The sequence below is a fragment of the Streptomyces sp. NPDC026522 genome (assembly GCF_055567555.1).
Map to the genome: position 1 here is coordinate 83915 of NZ_JBVHQF010000010.1, position 18952 is coordinate 102866.

At 71.1% G+C, this 18952-nt stretch carries 17 protein-coding genes and 1 pseudogene; 13 read left to right on the top strand and 5 right to left on the bottom strand.

Annotation, left to right across the window (positions count from 1 at the left end; genetic code table 11):
* The first annotated feature begins 115 nt into the window (after positions 1–115).
* The 3 genes from ACZ4M3_RS25110 to ACZ4M3_RS25120 are packed head-to-tail and all read left to right on the top strand — an operon-like array spanning position 116 to position 2681.
* Entirely contained in the window at positions 116–481 is a 366-nt protein-coding gene (locus ACZ4M3_RS25110) for a hypothetical protein (protein ID WP_467736196.1), read from the top strand.
* Complete coding sequence (locus ACZ4M3_RS25115) at positions 478–1773, top strand: WXG100-like domain-containing protein (RefSeq protein WP_467736198.1); 1296 nt, start codon at positions 478–480, stop codon at positions 1771–1773. Before ACZ4M3_RS25110 ends, ACZ4M3_RS25115 begins: the two co-directional genes overlap by 4 nt.
* Positions 1770–2681 carry a hypothetical protein gene (locus ACZ4M3_RS25120; protein WP_467736200.1) on the top strand — a complete coding sequence of 304 codons (912 nt, stop codon included), beginning with the start codon at positions 1770–1772 and terminating at the stop codon, positions 2679–2681. Before ACZ4M3_RS25115 ends, ACZ4M3_RS25120 begins: the two co-directional genes overlap by 4 nt.
* Positions 2682–2936: 255 nt before the next feature.
* Here ACZ4M3_RS25120 and ACZ4M3_RS25125 read toward each other — a convergent pair.
* Both ACZ4M3_RS25125 and ACZ4M3_RS25130 read right to left on the bottom strand, forming a co-directional pair.
* A pseudogene (locus ACZ4M3_RS25125) lies at positions 2937–3446 on the bottom strand (transposase family protein); the annotation flags it as partial.
* A 7-nt stretch (positions 3447–3453) separates the two neighbouring features.
* The gene (locus ACZ4M3_RS25130; RefSeq protein ID WP_467736202.1) at positions 3454–3783 is read right to left on the bottom strand and encodes a hypothetical protein; all 330 of its coding nucleotides are present in this window, start codon (positions 3781–3783) and stop codon (positions 3454–3456) included.
* 124 nt (positions 3784–3907) lie between these two features.
* Between ACZ4M3_RS25130 and ACZ4M3_RS25135 the strand changes: the two genes are divergently transcribed.
* From ACZ4M3_RS25135 to ACZ4M3_RS25150, 4 genes are all read left to right on the top strand, one after another.
* On the top strand, positions 3908–4075 hold the full coding sequence (locus tag ACZ4M3_RS25135) for an RNase A-like domain-containing protein (RefSeq protein ID WP_467736204.1): 168 nt from the start codon (positions 3908–3910) through the stop codon (positions 4073–4075).
* A gap of 22 nt (positions 4076–4097) precedes the next feature.
* The gene (locus ACZ4M3_RS25140) at positions 4098–4646 is read left to right on the top strand and encodes a contact-dependent growth inhibition system immunity protein (RefSeq protein ID WP_467736206.1); all 549 of its coding nucleotides are present in this window, start codon (positions 4098–4100) and stop codon (positions 4644–4646) included.
* Positions 4647–4700: 54 nt separating this feature from the next.
* On the top strand, positions 4701–5531 hold the full coding sequence (locus tag ACZ4M3_RS25145) for a hypothetical protein (protein ID WP_467736538.1): 831 nt from the start codon (positions 4701–4703) through the stop codon (positions 5529–5531).
* A gap of 117 nt (positions 5532–5648) precedes the next feature.
* Positions 5649–7745, top strand: coding sequence for a tetratricopeptide repeat protein (locus ACZ4M3_RS25150; protein WP_467736208.1), 2097 nt, complete (start codon positions 5649–5651; stop codon positions 7743–7745).
* Here ACZ4M3_RS25150 and ACZ4M3_RS25155 read toward each other — a convergent pair.
* Complete coding sequence (locus ACZ4M3_RS25155; protein WP_467736210.1) at positions 7698–9341, bottom strand: hypothetical protein; 1644 nt, start codon at positions 9339–9341, stop codon at positions 7698–7700. The two genes, ACZ4M3_RS25150 and ACZ4M3_RS25155, sit on opposite strands and share 48 nt — an antisense overlap.
* Positions 9342–9402: 61 nt before the next feature.
* On the opposite strand from ACZ4M3_RS25155, the gene ACZ4M3_RS25160 reads away from it, so the two are divergent.
* Positions 9403–9858 (top strand): hypothetical protein, encoded by a 456-nt coding sequence (locus ACZ4M3_RS25160; RefSeq protein WP_467736212.1) that lies wholly within the window; start codon positions 9403–9405, stop codon positions 9856–9858.
* A 36-nt stretch (positions 9859–9894) separates the two neighbouring features.
* On the opposite strand, the gene ACZ4M3_RS25165 is transcribed toward ACZ4M3_RS25160, so the two are convergent.
* Positions 9895–11172: a M6 family metalloprotease domain-containing protein gene (locus ACZ4M3_RS25165; RefSeq protein WP_467736214.1), complete on the bottom strand. Its 1278-nt coding sequence runs from the start codon at positions 11170–11172 to the stop codon at positions 9895–9897.
* Positions 11173–11463: 291 nt separating this feature from the next.
* Between ACZ4M3_RS25165 and ACZ4M3_RS25170 the strand changes: the two genes are divergently transcribed.
* The 4 genes from ACZ4M3_RS25170 (at position 11464) to ACZ4M3_RS25185 (ending at position 16243) form a co-directional block, all read left to right on the top strand.
* Positions 11464–12204, top strand: coding sequence for a TetR/AcrR family transcriptional regulator (locus ACZ4M3_RS25170; protein ID WP_467736216.1), 741 nt, complete (start codon positions 11464–11466; stop codon positions 12202–12204).
* 127 nt (positions 12205–12331) lie between these two features.
* Positions 12332–13864 carry an MFS transporter gene (locus ACZ4M3_RS25175; RefSeq protein WP_467736218.1) on the top strand — a complete coding sequence of 511 codons (1533 nt, stop codon included), beginning with the start codon at positions 12332–12334 and terminating at the stop codon, positions 13862–13864.
* Between the two features lie 171 nt (positions 13865–14035).
* Positions 14036–14797 carry a dioxygenase family protein gene (locus ACZ4M3_RS25180; RefSeq protein ID WP_467736540.1) on the top strand — a complete coding sequence of 254 codons (762 nt, stop codon included), beginning with the start codon at positions 14036–14038 and terminating at the stop codon, positions 14795–14797.
* Positions 14798–15265: 468 nt separating this feature from the next.
* Complete coding sequence (locus ACZ4M3_RS25185; protein WP_467736220.1) at positions 15266–16243, top strand: sigma-70 family RNA polymerase sigma factor; 978 nt, start codon at positions 15266–15268, stop codon at positions 16241–16243.
* Positions 16244–16366: 123 nt separating this feature from the next.
* Here the strand turns inward: ACZ4M3_RS25185 and ACZ4M3_RS25190 are convergent, their stop codons facing one another.
* Positions 16367–17317 (bottom strand): helix-turn-helix transcriptional regulator, encoded by a 951-nt coding sequence (locus ACZ4M3_RS25190; protein ID WP_467736222.1) that lies wholly within the window; start codon positions 17315–17317, stop codon positions 16367–16369.
* 62 nt (positions 17318–17379) lie between these two features.
* On the opposite strand from ACZ4M3_RS25190, the gene ACZ4M3_RS25195 reads away from it, so the two are divergent.
* The gene (locus ACZ4M3_RS25195; protein ID WP_467736224.1) at positions 17380–18915 is read left to right on the top strand and encodes an MFS transporter; all 1536 of its coding nucleotides are present in this window, start codon (positions 17380–17382) and stop codon (positions 18913–18915) included.
* Positions 18916–18952: the final 37 nt, after the last annotated feature.

An 18952-nucleotide genomic window follows, 5' to 3' on the forward strand; every position in this document is an offset into this window, starting at 1 on the left:
CGGTCATCGGCGTCCGCGTAGTTGATCTTTGCTCGTTCTTTGAGCTCTCCACAGTTGCAAACGATCAGGCGCGGTTAGGGTCAATTGGCCGCGAGTGCAACGGGAGGGGACACAAGTGGGCGACGATGGAAAGATCCTTGACATCAAGATGGCGGATCTTAAGGCCACAGCACCGACGTTCCACGATCAGAGCGAGGCGCTTGGCAAGGCTCTGGGTACGCTTCGCACGTCGCTGGCGAAAGCGGGGGCGGCCTGGGGAGATGACGACCCGGGGAAGCAGTTCCACGACAAGTACGGGCCGATCGTGGCCCGGATCGAGGAGTCTGCCGGCATCATCAAGGACGGCCTGGCGAGCATCCACACGGCAATGACCGACATGGCCGACGGGCACATAGAGAACGACGCTCTGGTCAGGGCCATGTTCCGCAAGATCACACCCCAGCCCCACGACGAGCCCGATGCCCCAGGGCGCCAGCAGTGAGCACCGGTGACAAGGTCCGGGAGATCGTCACCGACGTCACCGGAATCGAGTGGCCTGCCGGCAACGTAGGCAAACTGCGTGACATCGCCAAGGCGTGGCGAACGTTCGCCGACGACATGGAAGACGTCGCGGCGGCCGCCAACAAGGCGGCTCAGACGCTGATTCACAACAACAGCGGAGAGGCGATCTCCGCGTTCGCCGACCCCTTCTGGGCCCGCTACTACCACGACAAGAAGGGGTGGCTCCAGGACCTCGTCGACGGTCCCCGCTCGCTTGCGGACGGGATCGACAAGTACGCCGATGCCGTGGCCGACGCGAAGAAGAAGCTCGACCGCGAACTGGAGATCGCCGGCGCCGTCATCGTCGCCGGCACAGGCCTGGCGTTCTTCACCCTGGGTGCTACCGAAGTCGCCGCGGCTGCGGCCACCGCCACCATCGTCGAGCTCGCCGCGACTGTGGGCGTGGCCCTCACCACCGAGGTCGCCACCATCGCCGGCACCGTCTTCGCGACCGCTGCCATCGCGGGCATCGAATCCGTCACCGTCGACCTCGCCGTCGCCCAACCGCTCAAGATAGCGGCCGGCATCCAGACCGGCATCAATCTGGATGAGGCGAAGGACGCAGCATTCTACGGAACCTTGACTGGTGGAGCCTTCGGCGGCGTCGGAAAGGCGTTCCAGCTCGCCCAGGAAGGAGGCGGACTCGCCGGGCTGTTTCCTGGGCTGGCGAACGGTTTTGGTGGGCCTCGGACCGCCTTCGCCGGTCTTCCCGATGGGCTCCCTGCTGGTGACCCCTACGCCTTCCGAACGGGGACGTCTTCCGGGGCTGCCAGCGGGTCGGGCCCTGGCCGCGGTCCCTGGCCGGCATCGAGCGACCTCACAGGACCTGCCGCAGGGAAGGAGCTCAAACCACCCAACGCGCGGCACACTGTCTCGGGGTCGGCCAGCGGCGAGGTGAAAAAGGACAACAGCGTCATCCTGCGGGGCCAACAGGAGTCTGTTTCCAAGGACATAGCCGACATAGCCAGCGGTAAGGCGAAATATGTCCCGGAGACTGACCGCTATGAGGTGAACGGGCGCACCTATGGCGTAGAAGGTTCGGGAAGGGTCTATCCGGACTCCGGCCCAGGCATTGTGAAGCTCGACAGGAACGAGTACGCCGCCTTGCAGCAGATAGCCAAAGCGAAAGGAGACCTCAGTGCCGCGCCGCAATTGACTAAGAATCCGCGATTCACGAACAATCCAGGCATCGTCGAGAAAGCGCTGGCCATCTACAACGGGACGTATCCGTGACATACAACCTCCTTACCGTCGACCCCGTCAGCCCCGAGACCATGGCCCTAGCACTTGCCGGATGCCTCGGTATCGCGGTAGGTGACGTGGACGTGGCGGATTCTGACGGCGACCCCGACCTCCGCAACTGGGATGCGCCCGTCTCGTGCGAATACCGCGCAGTTCAAGGTGATGTGGCCTGGTCGCTAGACGTCTACGCCCAGGAGCACGTCGCTGATCAGCCACCCGAGTCCGACCTCGCCACAGGGTTCGCGAAGGCCGCCCTGACGACCGTCCTGTTTCCCGCTGAGGAAGCACCACCCAGTGCCTACTGGGCGGTGACGCCGGAAGGCGTTCTCACCCGAGCCCGGCTCGAACTCTCCGACGACGAGCCTCCCCTTTACACGATCACCGCCGTCGAGGCGCCAGTGCCGCAACTGCCCGGGGCGACCGTGACGAGATTCGCCGAGATCGTACGGGAACAGCGGCCGGACACGCCGGTGGCCTGGGCCTTCGCGGCATCGGTGGAGAAGGTGCGGCAGGCCGCCTCGGGCCTCGCGAGGCTTTCCCTCGACGACGGCACCGGCAGCCCCGTCTGGACCGCGAAGGGCAACCTGGTGGTTTGGGAGAGGGTCATCACGCAAATGGAATCCGGGTGGGCGCCGTCGGGGTGGTATCCGGCCGACCTCTACCGGGAGCGGCTGGAATCGCGTGACAAGCTGGCCGGAATTGGTGCCCACCTGCCGCGTGATGTCACTGAGCTACTCGACGAGGCCTTGGCGCAGCTGGACAGGCGGTTTGCCGCTGCGACAGAGGATGACCCGTCAGGGAGTCTCCGCAGAGAACTGACCGGCGGCTCCGCAGAGCAGACGCCGGTCGGCTGGTGGTGGCACCGCCGCCCGAATCCCGCACCTTGGGAACAGGCCTGACTGCGTCTCGATGGCGACACTACAGGCCTGGTGCGCGATGGGAGTCGCGTACCGGGCCTGCTCGGGGTCTGGGTCGTGGAAACTGAGTACGGGGGATCAGCCTCAGCAGCCGCCCTCCGGGCGGAAGGCCTGGATTGGCTCCAGGTGGTGATGCCGAGCGGCGACTTCAGGATCAGCCATCGGGATGGTGTCTCTGGGCACTGGACATCACGTGAGTCGGCCTAGGCGCCACGCCCGCACCGGAGCTACGCCACCCGCGCGGTGACCCGTCGCCGACCACCCTTCCCGTGCCTTGCAGCCGTTGCGGTTGCCAGGCAGGGGGCGTCCGACCACGACGACCAGGCGGGTGTCGGCGTCGATGACGACCTGGTGGTTGGTGGAGTACCGATAGTTCTTGGACTGCTCGGCCACCGTGTGGTCGCGGGTGGGCACTAAGGTGCCGTCCACGATGAGGACGGTGTCCCTGCGGAACCGCTTGCGGGGCTGGAGCGCGAGCAGAGGACCGAGGTGGTTGGTGACGCGGTCTGCGGCGGACTTCGACACCCCGAACAGGGGCGACAGCTGTCGCAGCGTCAGGTTCGTCCGCCAGTGGGCCGCGACCAGCAGCACCCGGTCTTCCAAGGGCAGGCCCCAGAGCCGACCACGCCGGACACCATCGGCGCCTTCGCGCCGCAGCGCCGTCACCAGCTTCGCGAAGTACCGCGGGCTCAGCCCGGTGAAGGGGCCTATCCAGGACGACTCCGACGCCGTGATCACACCAGCCATATGGAGATCATTCCACTGCTTCGGGATCTCCCTGCGCGAACGCGGTGCGGCAGCGTTCCGCCTGTTCGGCCACCTGCTCCGTGAACCAGCGCGTGATCTCGTAGGGGATGACGTGCTCGGCACGGCTGTGGATGTGGACAGTCGGTTCCAGGTCCGGATCCTCATCGGGGATGTATGCCGCGAGGAAGGCCCTGCCGGCCCGGTAGGCGACGGGACCCAGAGGGCCGCCTTGCATGGGGACGGCCTCGCTCAGCTCCAGGCACCATGCGTCGTCGGGCAAGGCGTAGTGGTGCTGGACGGCGTAATGACGTCCGGCGTGTTCTCGCAGCTCAGGCACGACCGCAGGCTGTCACAGCTGTCGGGGCAGAGTCGCGCCGATACTGATCCAAGCCCCACCCGAAGCGATATCCACGCACTTCAACTCCGGTTACGGGACAAGCCTTAACCCCAAGAGGAAGTAGATGGATTTCTCCGCGCACTTCGACGAGGCAACCGGGATGAGCCTGACCCGGGAAAACTTCAAACGCGGAACCGCCGCACAATGGGTGAACGGAGTGCAAGTGGTCCTGAAGCGCGATCCATCCGCTCCGAGCGGTTACCGAGTCCTCACTTCATATCCCATTCCGTAGCGCGAGAGTAAGGCATGAACAGGTGACACCGTCGAACGATCGTTTCCGTGAGCTGCGCCAGCTGCTGCGCTCCTATGAAGTGACCGGCTACGTCTTCGATGACACGGACGACCGCAGCGGAGCTGCGCTCAGCGCCTACCTCAGGCAAGCAGCGATCGACCCCGCGCGCGCAGCCGAGGCGGCAGCCGAAATCGACGACCTCCTCGAGACCGGTCTCTTCAACGAAGAGATCGCGGATGACGTCGACCTCCTGCCCCACATCCACCCTCCCCACGGGAAGACGGTGGAGGACTGCCTCGCCGTGATCGGCGGCCACCTCCGGCAGTTCCTCGCGGAGCCGGCGGCTCCCTCCCAGACGCCTCCGCAGACCGCATGGGAATGGAAAGAGCGTTTTCCTGAACTCTCACACCTGCTGGGAGCGTACTTCCACCAAGACTTCAACGAATCAGATCAACTGCTCAAGAAGTCAGCGGCGACACTGGGGCTCAGTATCCTCCCGCCCAAGGGCGTGCGGCTGCGTCAATGGCTGGCGGATGTGCGGGAGATCGTTCTCCACCAGACGCAGGGATGAATGGCGGGTAGGTCGTGTTCTAGATCAGGGTTCCGGTCCACGCCTCGTACCGTGATGATCACGTTGTGGGGCGTGGTGGTGAGCAGTGGTCGGTGCTGGATTCGTTGCTGCCAGCCGCGGGTGCGAGCCGTAGGTCGGCCCGAACACAGGGCAGTCCACGGTGACATCGCCTGGTCGCTGGACATCTACGTCCAGGACGAGGTGGCTGGTCAGCCGCGTGAGTCCGAGCTCGCCGCGATGTTCGCGAGGGCGGCCATGACGACGGTCCTGTTCCCCGCAGCCGAAGCGCTCCCGAGTGCCTATTGGGCAGTGACGCCGGATGGTCTCCTTACACGCGCCCGGCTCGAACTCTCCGACGACGAACCCCCTCTGTACGAGGTCACCGCCATCGAGGTGGCGGTACCGCAGCTGCCCCGGGCGGTCGTGACGAGATTTGCCGAGATCGTGCGGGAGCAGAGGCCGGACACCCCCGTGGCGGAGGCTTTTGCGGCATCGGTGGAGCAGGTGCGGCAAGCCGCCTCGGGACTGGCACGGCTTTCCCTCGACGACGACACCCGCAGCATCTGGTCCGCGAAGGACAACCTGGTCGTGTGGGAGCGACTCGTTCGGCAACTGGAGTCCGGATGGGCACCGTCGGGGTGGTATCCGGCCGACCTCTATCGAGAGCGGCTGGAAGCCCGCGACGAGCCCGCCGGTATCACCGGTCGACTGCCTCGAGACGTCACTGTGCAGCTCGAGAAGGCATTGGGGGAATTGGACGGCCGGTTCGCCGCGGCAACAGAAGAAGACCCCTCGGGAAGCCTTCGACACGAGCTGAAGGGCGGGGCCGAACAGACCTCGGTCGGCTGGTGGCGGCATCGCCGTCCACATCCCACGCCTTGGTGACTGGCGAGGGCGCTTGATCCGCATCTGCGTGTTCTTCCGGCCGTCGCACCTGGGTCGGGGTGGGGCGATGTCGGGGAATGCCGGGCGGGGGGACGGGTGGGGTGGGAAGGTGGGGGCGTGGAGGCGGGGAACAGGATCTACGGCGGGAACTTCTACGGGCCGGTCATCATGGGGCGCGACGTGGGGGTGGCCGACTTCGGGGGGACCGTGCCGCGGGCGCCGCTCGTACCGCGGATGCTGCCGTACGGGCCCGACGGGTTCGTCGACCGGGAGCCGCTGCGCGAACGGCTGGACGAGCTGCTCGCCGGGCGGGACGGGCGCGGGACGCCGCTGCTCGTGCTGCTGCACGGGACCCCCTGGGTGGGCAAGAGCGGGCTGGTGCTGCACTGGGCCCGGCAGCGCCAAGGAGAGTTCCCCGGCGGGACGTTCTACGCCGACCTGAGCCCCCACGGCGCCGGCGAGGTCGCCGCACCGGCCGCCGTACTGGAGTCCTTCATCGGGATGACCGGCGCGCCCAGGGCGGAACTGCCCGGCACCGAAGCGGCGTTGGGCGCCCGGTTCCGGGGGCTGACCGCCGCCGAGCCCTCCCTCGTCGTGCTCGACGGGGTGGTCCGCGCGGCCCAGGTGGCGCAGCTGCTGCCCGGCCATCCCGCGAGCATGGTGGTGCTGACCAGCCGGTTCCGCCTCGGGACCATCGACCGGTCCCGGCTGCCGGTCCGGCTCGGGGTCGGGGAGCTGGGCGAGGCGGCGTGCGCCGAGCTGTTCCGGCGGGTCGCGGGGGAGGACGTACCGGCGAGCGGGGAGGCGTTCGACGCGGTGATCCGGGCCGCGGCCGGGCTGCCGCTCGTGGTGCGGATCGCCGCCGCGCAGGCGGCCGACCCGCTGCTCGACGGGGTCGAGGGACTGGCGGCCCGCCTCGCCGGGCAGGAGTCGGTGCTGGAGGTGATCGGAGTGTCCCTCGGCCAGACGTACGACGCGCTCGACCCCGTGGCCCGGCGCGGTCTGCGCATCGTAGGAGCGCATCCCGGCCCGGAGTTCGCCGACGCGCTGCTCGACGACCTCGCGCCCGGCGCCCGGGCCGGTCTGTACGCCGCCGGGCTGCTGGAGCGGGCCGCGCCGCACCGGTCGCGGATGAACGCGGCCCTGCACGGGTGGGCGGCACGGAACGCGGGAACTGACGGCGCCGGACCGGACGAACGGGCCGGGGTCATCGGCTGGTACCTGCGGCGCGCGGCCGCCGCCGAGTGCGTCCTGTCCGGCCGCTGGCGCCACGCGGCCGTGTTCGAGCGGGCCGACGAGCTGAAACGGGAGTTCCCGGGTGGCGGGGCGCAGGCCGTCGAGGCGCTGGAGCCCGAGCGCAACAACCTCGTGGCGATCGCCCGGCTCTGCCGGACCGCCGACCCGGCCGGCCTGTGCCAACTCGCCGAATCCGTACACGCCCTGTTCTTCGAACGGGGCCACCACAGCCTGTGGATCGACATCGTCCGCGCGGCGGTCGAGGCGGCCGGGCAGCTCGGCGACGGCGTGCTCCTCGCCCGCATGCACTTCGAACTGGGCTTCGCGCTCGCCGCCCGCGGCTCCGCCGAAGACCTGGCGGAGGCCCGCGAGCAGTACGGCAAGGCCCGCGAGAGCGCCCGGCGGGCCCGGCCCGGCGGGCATCCCCGGACCGAGTCCTCGGCCCTGGAAGGGCTCGGCTTGATCGCCGCCCGCAACGGCGACCCGGACACCGCCCTCGAGTACTACGGCCAGGCCCTCGCGGCCCTGGGCGATCTGGAACACCCGCGCGGCCGCGCCCTGCTGGAGCTCCACCGGGGCACCGCGGCCCTGCTCGCCGGGCGCCCGGCAGCGGCCGACGCCCTGCTGCGCGAGGCGCTGCGGCAGTTCCTGGGGCTGGTGGCGCCGGACCACGCCAACGCCGCCAAGGCCCGGCTGCGCCTGGCGATGGCCCTGCTCGCCGCGGACCGGCCGGGGGAGGCCGCCGAGCCGCTGCGCCAGGCGCTGGAGGTGTTCACGGAGCCGACGGTCAACCGGGCGGACGCCGTTCTGGTACGGGGCGACCTGTACGCGGCGCTCGGCGACCCCGAGGCGGCCCGGGCCGACTGGCGCGCCGCCCTCGCCCTGTACGGGGCACTCGGCAGCGTCCGCGCGGAGGAGCCCCGGATCCGGCTAGCCCGCGGCGCCGACGTCCCCGAGCAGGGTGAACCGCAGGGCTGAGGCGGCGCCCCCGACCCGCACGGTGACCTCGCCCCGCGGGTCCGCGTCCGCCGCGAGCAGGGCCAGCAGCACGGAGGCGGCCAGCGCCGGATCCGCCCCGGGCGGCACCGCGAACTCCCGCCCGTCGCGCAGCCGCAGCCGCTGCGGCCCGGCCACCAGTACGCACCCGGGGTAGCGGGCGAACAGCCCCGCCGGATCCGCCCCGGCCCGCGCGACCAGTACGTCCGCGAGCCCGCGCCGCAGGTGGTCCGGCTCGGCGGCGTCGGCCACCACGTGCGGGTCGGCGCCGAGGTGCCCGGTGGCCGGGCCCTGCGGCTCGGCCGGGTAGCGGCGTACGGTCACCTCCCGGCCGGCGACGGAGGCGTCCACGTACAGCGCCGGGGCGAAGGGGGCCCGGCCGCCCGGGGCCACCGGCTCCGGCACCGCGACGGGGCGCGGGACGCACGCCGAAGGCGGCTCGGACAGCCCGAGGTGGCGGTAGCACAGGGCCCGCAGCAGGGCCTGCGAACGGCCGGGCCGGGAGGTGATCCGGGCCGCGGCCGAGGGGAGCACGACGGCGGCCGCCAACTGGGCCCGCAACGGGGTGCCGGGCGTCAGCCGGGGCAGCCGGCCGCCCAGCCAGGACATGGGGGAGCCGGGCGCGACGGCGGCTTCGTCGAAGGCGGCGAGCAGGCCGGGCAGACCGCGCGCGGCGGCGTAGAGCGAGAGCGAGCCGTGGTCGCCGATGAAGGCGTCGGCGGCGCAGATCGCGGCCTTCCAGGTGTCCCCGGCGGGCGGCGGCAACAGCAGTCCGGAACGCAGGCAGGGCTCCAGCCAGTTCCGGACCTGCCAGCCGCCGTGTCCGTACCAGGCATTGGGATGGACCGCGGCCAGTACCCGGAATTCGTCACACGGCAATTCCGCGAGCGCCCGGCGCACCGTGTCGAAAGCGGCGCCGAGGAGGGAACGGTCACCCCAGGTGGAGGTGATCAGCAGCAGTTTCTGTTCCGGCCGCATTCCGAGGGCGGTGCGGTATTCCGTACGGAAAGGCGCGGACGCCTCCAGCTGGTCCGCGCACGGGTCGCCGAGCACGTGGGCGTACGGAACGGCCTCGGGGCAGTCCCGGCGCAGCCGGATCAGCTGTTCCTCGTGCGAGAGGGCGACGGCGGAGGGGACCACCGAGCCGTCTTGGAGCAGCCACTCGGGAGACAGGCCGAAAGCCGCCGCCGCGCCCCGCACCCCGTCCCCGGATTCCGGATTCTTGCTGAGCTTTTTATTGTAGCCAGCTCCGTGCGGTGCGCCAATGAGCGGAGCGGAAATATCCGCCAGATTTCCCCCTCTGCTCGCGCTCACGGCGAGGTCGAAGCGCTCGGCCAGGGCCTGCTCCCAGGGAATGAAGAAAAGCCCCCGGTCGCTGATGAATTCGGCCATCCCGTCCTCGAACGCGGAGGATCCGGGGCAGGTGAACACGGTGCGGATCCGCGGGTCCCCCTCGAAGACGCCGAGCAGGTCGAGCAGCCGGGTCCCCGCGGTGACGTTGTGGATGACGCCGAGGACCGTGCGCTGGCCGGAAACCGTGAGCCACCGGCGGGCCGGCAGCCCGCGTCGCGTCCGCACCGCCACCACCCGCTTTCCCGAACCGCCCGCGCCGCCGTCAGCCTACGGCTAGCGTGGCCGCATGGACGTGGGGGCACTGGTGACGGCGGGCGCGACGACGGTGGTCGGACTGATGGCTTCCGACGCGTGGGCCTACGCGAGCGGCCGTTTCGCGCGGCTGCTCGGCCGTGGGGAGGGCGCCGACGGGGCCCCGGACGAGGCGGAGGCGGCGCGCGAACTACGCTCCTCCCGCGCCGAGTTGCTGATGGCTCGGGCCGACGCCGACGAAGCGGCCGCCGCCCGGGTGGAGGACGGCTGGCGGGAGCGGCTGCGGGAGGTGCTCCAGCGGGACGAGGTGGCGGCGCGGGAACTGGCCGAGCTGCTGGACGAGGTGAACCCGGGCTGGCGCGAGGGGGCGTCGCCGGCCGCCACGCACAACACGGTCAGCGGCGGCACTTTCCACGGACAGGTCTTCCAGGGCCGGGACTTCGGCGCCATCACCGTCAACCAGCCGCCGCGGAACGACCCGGCGGCGTGATCCCGCGGGGCGTGATCCACGGGGGTGTGAGCGGGGTCAGGAACGGGTGATGCGGACCTTGAAGCTGCCGTTCGGGAGTTCGCCGACCACCGCGATGCCGATGCCCGCCTTCTGGTCGGTGAAGGTCTCGCCCGGCCGGAACGGCGCGTCGGAGAGCTCCGCGTGGACGTTCGGCCGCCGCGTGCAGCCCCCGCTGCCGCTCACGCTGTCGGAGACCGTCACCGGCCCCCGCCCGGTGTCCACCTGCGAGTCCACCTTGTAGATCAGCACGCCCGGCTTGCACACGGATTCGTCGTTGCCGGCCTGTGTGCGCACCTCCGCCGCGTACCCGCTGTTCTCCGTCAGCGGTACGAAGGCCAGCTTCAGGCCGCCCTCCACCGCCAGCGGCGTCAGCACCTGCTCCATGACCCCGGACTTCGACGCGCAGCCGATCTGGTTGCCGTCCAGCCAGCCCAGCTTCCACTTGTGCCAGCCCAGCAGGTCGTTGTTGGCGCCCCAGTCCTCGCTCATGATGTCCCAGTGCCCGACCGCGCCGCCCCCGTCAGGGGTGTACAGGTCCGGCAGCCCGAAGATGTGGCCGTTCTCGTGCGGGAGCACCCGGTAGCCGGTCTCGCGGTAGGAGCCCGAGCCGTCGTCCTGGCGGCTGTAGACGAAGGACGTGTTGGCGAGCGGCACTCCATCGGCCATGGGCGCCTCGCCGTTACCGGAGAACGTCACCGACAGGACGGTGTCCAGGGCCGACGGCCCGGCGTTCGGCGTGACCAGGACGTTGATCAGGTCGTACCGGCTGAAGTCCACCTCGGAGTCGGCGGCCTGCGCGATGTGCTCGACCAGCTGCCGGTAGCCGGGCTCGTACGCGGACCCGCGCCCGATGCCGTACGCCGCGAACGGCATCGGCATCCTCAGCCAGTTCCGGATCGGCGCCTCGGCCCGGTAGGTGAGCCGCCCGTACGAGCTGGTGCGGAACCAGTTCGAGGTCTGGGGGAAGAACTCCGCCAGCCGGTCCATCGCCGAGCCCTCGCCCTTGGCGTCGGGGAAGTCGATCATCAGGTTCAGTGCCCGGACCTCGCCGGTGGAGCGCGCGTACCCGGGCGGCGTGGGGAGTCCCTCGGACATCTGGACGCCCATCGTGCTCGCGATCCGGCAGGGCGCGAGCGCCGAGTCGACGCTCGTGGCCACGGGGCCGGCGGCCGAGTGGGTGCGGCTGGATATCCCGGTGCTGGCGGTCGCCGTGACGCCGATGGCCAGCGCGGCTATGCCGACGTACGCGCAGGTGCGGCGTGGACTGCGTATCCGGTGGCGGGTCTGCGTCATGGAGCTCGCCTTCGGGCCGCGGCAGCCGGCCGGGCCCGGACTGCTCTGTGCGCTCACCCTCCGACGGCTGCGGCGCGCCCGCGCGCCGGGAGCGGCCAAACGGGAGCGGGAGGCCGTGACGGCGTGACCCGGCTCACACGTGCGAGTGAAATAACCGGGGGGTCCATCCCCGTTTGAACGAAGGTCCCGCGAAACGGGGACGGCTTCCCCATTTGGGGGATCAAGCCGAGCCCGGCGGTGACACCGACGACCGACCACGCCGGACGAGTCCAGCCCCGAGGAGGCCCCGGAATGAAGCGCCCCACCACCGCCACGGCGGCCCCGACCGCCCCCCGCGCGTCGGTGGACCTCGCGGACCCGGCCCCGCGCCCGGCGCGCTACGGGTCCGACGGCCCCGGCGCCTCCGGGCGGCTGCCGCGCCCGCGCGCCGACGCCGTCCGCAACCGGGAACGGATCCTGGCGGCCGCCCGCGAGCTCTTCGTGGAGTTCGGCTCCGCCACCCCCTTCGACGAAGTCGCCCGCAGGGCGGGCGTCGGCAACGCCACGCTCTACCGGCACTTCCCCGACCGGGCCACCCTGGTCCACCACGTCGTGCTCTACGTCATGGACCGGGTCGTGCTGCACGCCGAGGAGTCCCTCGCCCAGGAGCCCGACGCCTTCGCCGCGCTGTGCCGGTTCACCCATGCGGCCGCGGACGAGCGGTTCGGCGCCCTGTGTCCGATGCTCGCCGCGGACTTCGACCACGACCACCCCGAACTCCTCGCGGCCCGCGGCGCGCTGGCTGAAGCCATCGAGAACCTGCTGGCCGCCGGCCAGGACGGCGGGCTCGTCCGGGCCGACATCGGGGTCGGTGACCTGATGGTCGCCCTCTCGCAGCTCGGCCGCCCCCTCCCGGGCACCGGCTGCCTGGACGTGGACCGTTTCGTCCACCGTCACCTCCAGGTGTTCCTCGACGGGCTGCGCACTCCGGCCCGCTCCGAACTGCCGGGCGCCGCCACCACCCTGGAGGACCTGAGGCGGACCGCCATGTGACGCCCCGCGCCCCGCGCCCCCGGCCTCCGCGCTCGACGGCGCCGCCACCGGCGCGCGCCCTGCCGACCGCCCTTTTCTGACTTTTCGTAGCAATTCCGTCATTCCGCACAGTGAAGTGGGTATCCCCATGTCCAGAACAGCCGCGACACCCCCGTCGGCTGCGGATCCCAGCCGCTGGAAGGCCCTCGTCTTCATAGCCCTGGCGCAGCTGATGGTCGTCCTCGACGCCACCATCGTGAACATCGCCCTCCCGTCCGCCCAGACCGACCTCGGCATCTCGGACGGCAACCGCCAGTGGGTCATCACCGCCTACGCACTGGCGTTCGGCGGCCTGCTCCTCTTCGGCGGCCGCATCGCCGACAAGTGGGGCCGCAAGAAGACCTTCATCACCGGCCTCACCGGCTTCGCCCTGGCCTCCGCGCTCGGCGGCGCCGCCACCAGCGAGGCCATGATGCTGGGCGCCCGCGCCCTCCAGGGCGCCTTCGGCGCACTGCTGGCGCCCGCCGCCCTCTCCCTGCTGGCGGTCATGTTCACCGACGCCAAGGAGCGGGCCAAGGCCTTCGGCATCTACGGTGCGATCGCGGGCGGCGGCGGCGCCGTCGGCCTGATCCTCGGCGGCTTCCTCACCGAGTACCTCAACTGGCGCTGGACGTTCTTCGTCAACATCCCCTTCGCGATCATCGCGGCGGCGGGTGCCTGGCTGGTCATCCGCGAACCCGCCGGCGGCCGCAACCGCGCCAGGCTCGACGTGCCCGGTGTGGTCCTGTCGACGCTCGGTCTGGTCGCGCTGGTCTACGGCTTCACCCGCGCCGAGTCCGCCGGCTGGTCGGACGCCCTCACCGTGGCCATGTTCGTCGCCTCCGCGGTGCTGCTCACCGGTTTCGTCGTCACCGAGCTCAAGGTGAAGTCCCCGCTGCTGCCGATGCGCGTCCTGCTGGACCGCAACCGCGGCGGCGTCTACCTCTCCCTCGGTCTGGCCGTCATCGCGATGTTCGGCCTGTTCCTCTTCCTCACCTACTACCTCCAGGTCGTGAAGGGCTTCTCGCCGGTCAAGACCGGTTTCGCCTTCCTGCCGATGATCGCGGGCATGATCACGGGTTCCACCCAGATCGGCGCCCGCCTGATGACCCGCGTCCCGCCGCGGCTGCTGATGGGGCCCGGCTTCCTGCTCGCGGCCACCGGCATGCTGCTGCTCACGCAGCTGGAGATCGGCTCCTCGTACCCGGCGCTGATCCTCCCGGCGCAGCTCCTGCTGGGCCTCGGCATGGGTTCGGCGTTCATGCCGGCGATGTCGTTGGCCACGCACGGGGTGAACCCGGCCGACGCCGGTGTCGCCTCCGCCATGGTGAACACCTCGCAGCAGGTGGGCGGCGCCATCGGTACCGCACTGCTGAACACCATCGCCGCCTCGGCGACGACCGCGTACCTGACCGACCACGCGGCGCAGGCCGCCGCGGGCGGTGCGGCGGCGAAGCTGGTCCAGGCGCAGGCCATGGTGGAGGGCTACTCCTCCGCCATCTGGTGGGCCGTCGGCATCCTGGTGACCAGCTCGCTCATCGCGTTCACCCTGATCAACACCGGCCGTCCCGGCTCGGCCGGTCCGGTGGCCTCGGGTGCCGGCGCGGCGGACGAGGTTCAGATTCCCGTGATGGCCCACTGACGGGCGCCCGCCCAGGGGCTGCCGCGGCGTGCGGGAATGACTGACCACCCCGCTTCGTTCAAATTTGAACGAAGCGGGGTTAGTCTTTTCGGGGGACCTCGTACGGGACCCCCCGCGACCGGCCACGAGGAGCGCGCTGTGCCTTCGAACACCACCCCCGGAACGGGCCGCATGCCCGCGCTGTACCTCAGCCACGGCGCCCCGCCGCTGGCCGACGACCCGGTCTGGCCGGGCGAGCTGGCCGCCTGGTCGGCCGGGCTGCCCCGGCCCCGGGCGATCCTGATGGTCTCCGCCCACTGGGAGGAGACCCCGCTGGCCCTCGGAGCCACCGGGCGCACCCCGCTCGTGTACGACTTCTGGGGCTTCCCCGAGCACTACTACCGGGTCCGCTACGACGCCCCGGGCGCCCCCGAGCTGGCCGCCTCCGTACGCAAACTGCTGCGGGCGCCGGGCATGCCGGTCCAGGACATCCCGGACCGGGGGCTCGACCACGGCGCGTACGTCCCGCTCGTGGAGATGTTCCCCGGGGCCGACGTCCCGGTGCTCCAGATATCCATGCCGACGCTGGACCCCGTCCGCCTCATGGAGATCGGCCGCACCCTCGCCCCGCTGCGGGACGAGGGCGTCCTGATCGTGGGCAGCGGCTTCTTCACGCACAACCTGGCCGCCCTCCGCCACGGGGGCGTGCCCGGCTGGTCGGCGGAGTTCGACGCCTGGGGCCGCGAAGCGCTGGCCGCCGCCGACGTGGACGCCCTGCTCGACTTCGAGGCCAAGTCCCCGGCCGGCCGCCTGGCCCACCCCCGTACGGAGCACTTCGCGCCGCTCTTCGTCACGCTGGGCGCCGCCGAGGCCGCCGGCGACCTGGCCGGGCCGGCCACCGCGGTGGACGGCTTCTGGATGGGCCTGTCCAAGCGCTCCTTGCAGTTCGGCTAGCCGGGTTCGGGCGGGAACGCGCCGGTTGTCGGGTATCCGGGCATTCGCTCACCAGCCCAGGCAACCAGCAGTGCGTGGGAGCCGTCCTAGCGGTAGGAAGTGCAGCCGAGGGCGGTGGTGCGCCGGGGTGACGGGCGTCTCACGGGCGCAGCGGCGCCGGCTCTCCGCAGCTGTCCGCCCGGAGTCGCCGGGCCGGCTTCGGCACCGGCCCTGACCTGCGCCTCCGCCGGCTCTCGCGGCACCGTCCCGTGCCCCCGCGACCCGGGGACGGCGGGGCAGGATACTGCAAGATCCGGAAAATGAGGGGACCTCGTGGGAATTCTGTCCTGATTCCAGTCGTTGTTTCCTTCGGAAGCGGGCACTCGGGAGAGTGTCCGAAGGACGCGTCGACGGCGCCGCACCTCTCGCAGCCGAGGCGTCCGGCAGCCACACCGCGACCGAAATCCATCGCATCGCAAGGGAGCACGCATGGCAACCCGCGCCGTCGCCCGCAGTCAGTCCACGGGCAGTGCCCGCGCCGCGGGCGGCGAGATCGCCGACCGCGACCTGGTCGGCATGTACCTGGACGAGATCGCGCGCACCCCCCTGCTCGACGCGGCCAAGGAAGTGGAGCTGTCGCAGATCATCGAGGCGGGCATCTACGCCCGGCAGATCCTCGACGGCGCGATAGAGCGCTCCGGGCAGACTCCGGCGCGCGAGGAACTGGAAGCCCTGGCGGCCGAGGGAGAGCGCGCCAAGGAAGTCTTCATCCGCTCCAACCTCCGCCTGGTCGTGGCCGTCGCCCGCCGCTACCCGCGCAGCGGGCTCCCGCTGCTCGACCTGATCCAGGAGGGCAACGCCGGCCTGGTCCGCGCGGTCGAGAAGTTCGACTACACCAAGGGCTTCAAGTTCTCCACGTACGCCACGTGGTGGATCCGCCAGGCCATCACCCGCTCCATCGCCGACCAGTCCCGCACCGTCCGCCTCCCCGTCCACCTGGTCGAGGAGCTCGGCCGGATCCGCCGGATCCAGCGCGAGTTCAACCGGGAGAACGGGCGCGACCCGGAGCACGCGGAGATCGCCGCCGAGCTCGACTCGACGGAGAAGCGCGTCGGTGACGTACTGGACTGGGCGCGCGACCCGGTCAGCCTCAACATGTCCGTCGACGACGAGGGCGACACCCAGTTCGGGGACCTGCTGGAGGACACCTCGGCGATCTCCCCGGAGCAGTCCGTGCTCTCCCTGCTGCGCAGCGAGGAGTTGGAGGACCTGCTCGGCAAGCTCGACCAGCGCACCGCGTCGATCATCAAGATGCGGTACGGGATCGAGGACGGACGCGAGCGCACGCTGACCGAGGTCGGCAAGCGGCACGGCCTGACCCGGGAGCGGATCCGGCAGATCGAGAAGCACGCGCTGCTGGAGCTGAAGCGGATGGCGCGCGACACCGGCTTCGACGCCGTGGCCTGAGCGGCACACGGAAGACGGAGCCCCCCGAACGAGCCCCCGGTGCCTATCCCCCCCAGGCGCCGGGGGCTCCCCGCTGCCCGCGACCCCTCCCCCGGGCCGGCCCCGCGCCTGACGCTCCCCGCCTCACGCCCCGGCGGGACTCGATCCCGCCAGCCGCGCGCCCAGCACCCGGGCGGCCTCCGCCAGGGCCGGCGGGGTGTGGACCGTGAAGTCGAAACCGGTCAGGGCCAGCCGGGCCGCCAGCCACTCCGGCGCGTCCCCGCTCTCGAACCGCACCCGGCAGCCGTCCGCCCCCGGCGCTTCGTCCCCCCGCAGCCAGCCCGGCAGCGCCTCGGCCGGCGCCGCGAAGGTCACCTCCACCGCGTACGTCTGCGTCCCCCGCAGCCCCCGCCGCACGAACTCCGCCGCGTCCACCGGCAGTGCCCGCGGAGTGAACCGCGCGCCCGTCGCGAACGGATCGCCGACCCGGTCCACCCGGAAGGTCCGCCAGTCCTCCCGGTCCAGGTCGTACGCGACGAGGTACCACCGGCTCCCCGTGCTCACCAGCCGGTACGGCTCCACCAGCCGCCGCGACTCCGCCCCGTCCCGCGCCCGGTAGTCGAACCGCAGCCGCTCCGGCCCGGCCACCGCCGCCGCCATCGTCGTCAGGGTGCGCGGGTCCACGCTCGCCCCGTCGCCGCGGGTCACCGCCACCGTGGCCGACTGCAGCGCGCCCACCCGGCGCCGCAGCCGGGCCGGCAGCACCTGCTCCAGCTTCGCCAGGGCCCGTACGGACGCCTCGTCCACCCCCTCGATGGCGTGCCCGGCGCCCGCCCGCAGCCCCACCGCGATCGCCACGGCCTCCTCGTCGTCCAGCAGCAGCGGCGGCATCGCCGCGCCCGCCACCAGCCGGTACCCGCCCTCCGACCCCAGCGTGGCCTCCACCGGGTACCCCAGCTCCCGCAGCCGCTCGATGTCCCGCCGGATGGTCCGGGCGCTCACGCGCAGCCGCTCGGCCAGCTCGCTGCCGGGCCACTCGCGCGGGGTCTGGAGCAGGGAGAGCAGCGTGAGCAGCCGCCCGGGAGTGTCGTTCATGACAACAGGCTGCCAGGGAAATAGGACATCATCCGACCTATATCCCGTCTAGGTTTCTCCCCATGAGCACCGAGACAGCCCAGACATCGCCCGGAAGAGAGAACGGGCCCGTACCAGAAGAGCGGAACGACACCCTCCACGACGTCACGAGCAGCAGCCCGACCGCCGACCGCCGCCGGTGGCTGGCGCTCGCCATCGTGATGACCGCGGCCTTCATGGACCTGGTCGACGTCACGATCGTCAACATCGCGATACCCAGCATGCGAGCGGACTTCGGCGCCTCCACCAGCGCCATCCAGTGGATCACCGCCGGATACGCCCTCGCCTTCGCCGCCGGCCTGATCACGGGCGGCCGTCTCGGTGACATCTACGGCCGCAAGCGCCTCTTCCTCATCGGCATCGCCGGCTTCACCGCCGCCTCGGCGCTCTGCGGCATCGCCGCCAACCCCTCGGTGCTCGTCGCCTCCCGCATCCTCCAGGGCGGTATGGCGGCGATGATGGTGCCGCAGGTGCTGGCGATCATCCACGTCACCTTCCCGCCCCACGAGCGCGGCAAGGTCTTCGGCATGTTCGGCGCGATCGTCGGCCTCGGCGCCGTCTCGGGCCCGATGCTGGGCGCGCTGCTCACCGAGTGGAACCTCTTCGGCCTCGAATGGCGCCCGATCTTCCTGATCAACCTGCCGGTCGGCATCGCGGGCGTGATCCTCGGCGTCAAGTTCATCACCGAGTCCAAGGCCCCCAAGGCGCTCCGGCTCGACCTGGTCGGCGTCGTGCTCGCCACGCTCGCCCTCGTCATGCTGATCTTCCCGCTGACGCACGGCCGCGAGAACGGCTGGCCGCTGTGGGGCTTCGTCTGCATGGCGGCCGCGCCGCTCCTCTTCGCCGGCTTCATCGCGTACGAGAAGTACAAGATCCGCAAGGACGGCTCGCCGCTGGTGGAGCTCTCCCTCTTCAAGATCAAGAGCTTCGCGGGCGGCATCGCCGTCCAGCTGACCTTCGGCATCGCGACCGGCATCTTCTTCCTGGTCTGGACGCTCTACATGCAGATGGGCCTCGGCTGGACCCCGCTGCGCGCGGGCACCACCGGGATCCCCTTCTCGATCGCCGTCTCGGCGGCGGCGGGCATGTCCGTCCAGAAGCTCGTACCGCGCTTCGGCCGCAAGGTGCTCCAAGCGGGCGCGCTGACCATGGCCGCGGGCCTGCTCCTCTACATCTGGGAGTCCGCCCACTACGGCATGCAGATCGCCTCCTGGCAGATGGCCGCCCCGCTCGTGGTCATGGGCGCCGGCATGGGCCTGATCGTGGCGCCGCTCACCGACACCGTGCTCTCCCAGGTGCCGCGCGAGCACGCCGGCTCAGCTTCCGGCCTGATCAACACCACCGGCCAGATGGGCAACGCCCTGGGCCTGGGTCTGACGTCCGTCGTCTTCTTCGGGATGATCGACGACGACATGGCCTACGGAGCCCCGTACGTCGAGGCCTTCCGCAGCGCGCTGTGGTGGGTCGTGGCGGTCCTGGTCGTGATCTTCGCGGTGATGTTCATGCTGCCGCGCAAGCAGGTCCCGATGGCTGAGCGCGAGGGCGCCGAGGCCGGCTGAGCGCCGTAGCCGACGGGCGCGTCCGCCTTCGGGCGGA

What these genes read in the sequence shown, in the direction of transcription:
- ACZ4M3_RS25135 (WP_467736204.1), top strand. Translation starts at nt 3,908, where the DNA reads ATGGATTTCTCCGCGCACTTCGACGAGGCAACCGGGATGAGCCTGACC.
- ACZ4M3_RS25145 (WP_467736538.1), top strand. Translation starts at nt 4,701, where the DNA reads ATGATCACGTTGTGGGGCGTGGTGGTGAGCAGTGGTCGGTGCTGGATT.
- ACZ4M3_RS25160 (WP_467736212.1), top strand. Translation starts at nt 9,403, where the DNA reads ATGGACGTGGGGGCACTGGTGACGGCGGGCGCGACGACGGTGGTCGGA.
- ACZ4M3_RS25165 (WP_467736214.1), bottom strand. Translation starts at nt 11,172, where the DNA reads ATGACGCAGACCCGCCACCGGATACGCAGTCCACGCCGCACCTGCGCG.
- ACZ4M3_RS25170 (WP_467736216.1), top strand. Translation starts at nt 11,464, where the DNA reads ATGAAGCGCCCCACCACCGCCACGGCGGCCCCGACCGCCCCCCGCGCG.
- ACZ4M3_RS25175 (WP_467736218.1), top strand. Translation starts at nt 12,332, where the DNA reads ATGTCCAGAACAGCCGCGACACCCCCGTCGGCTGCGGATCCCAGCCGC.
- ACZ4M3_RS25180 (WP_467736540.1), top strand. Translation starts at nt 14,036, where the DNA reads ATGCCCGCGCTGTACCTCAGCCACGGCGCCCCGCCGCTGGCCGACGAC.
- ACZ4M3_RS25185 (WP_467736220.1), top strand. Translation starts at nt 15,266, where the DNA reads ATGGCAACCCGCGCCGTCGCCCGCAGTCAGTCCACGGGCAGTGCCCGC.
- ACZ4M3_RS25190 (WP_467736222.1), bottom strand. Translation starts at nt 17,317, where the DNA reads ATGAACGACACTCCCGGGCGGCTGCTCACGCTGCTCTCCCTGCTCCAG.
- ACZ4M3_RS25195 (WP_467736224.1), top strand. Translation starts at nt 17,380, where the DNA reads ATGAGCACCGAGACAGCCCAGACATCGCCCGGAAGAGAGAACGGGCCC.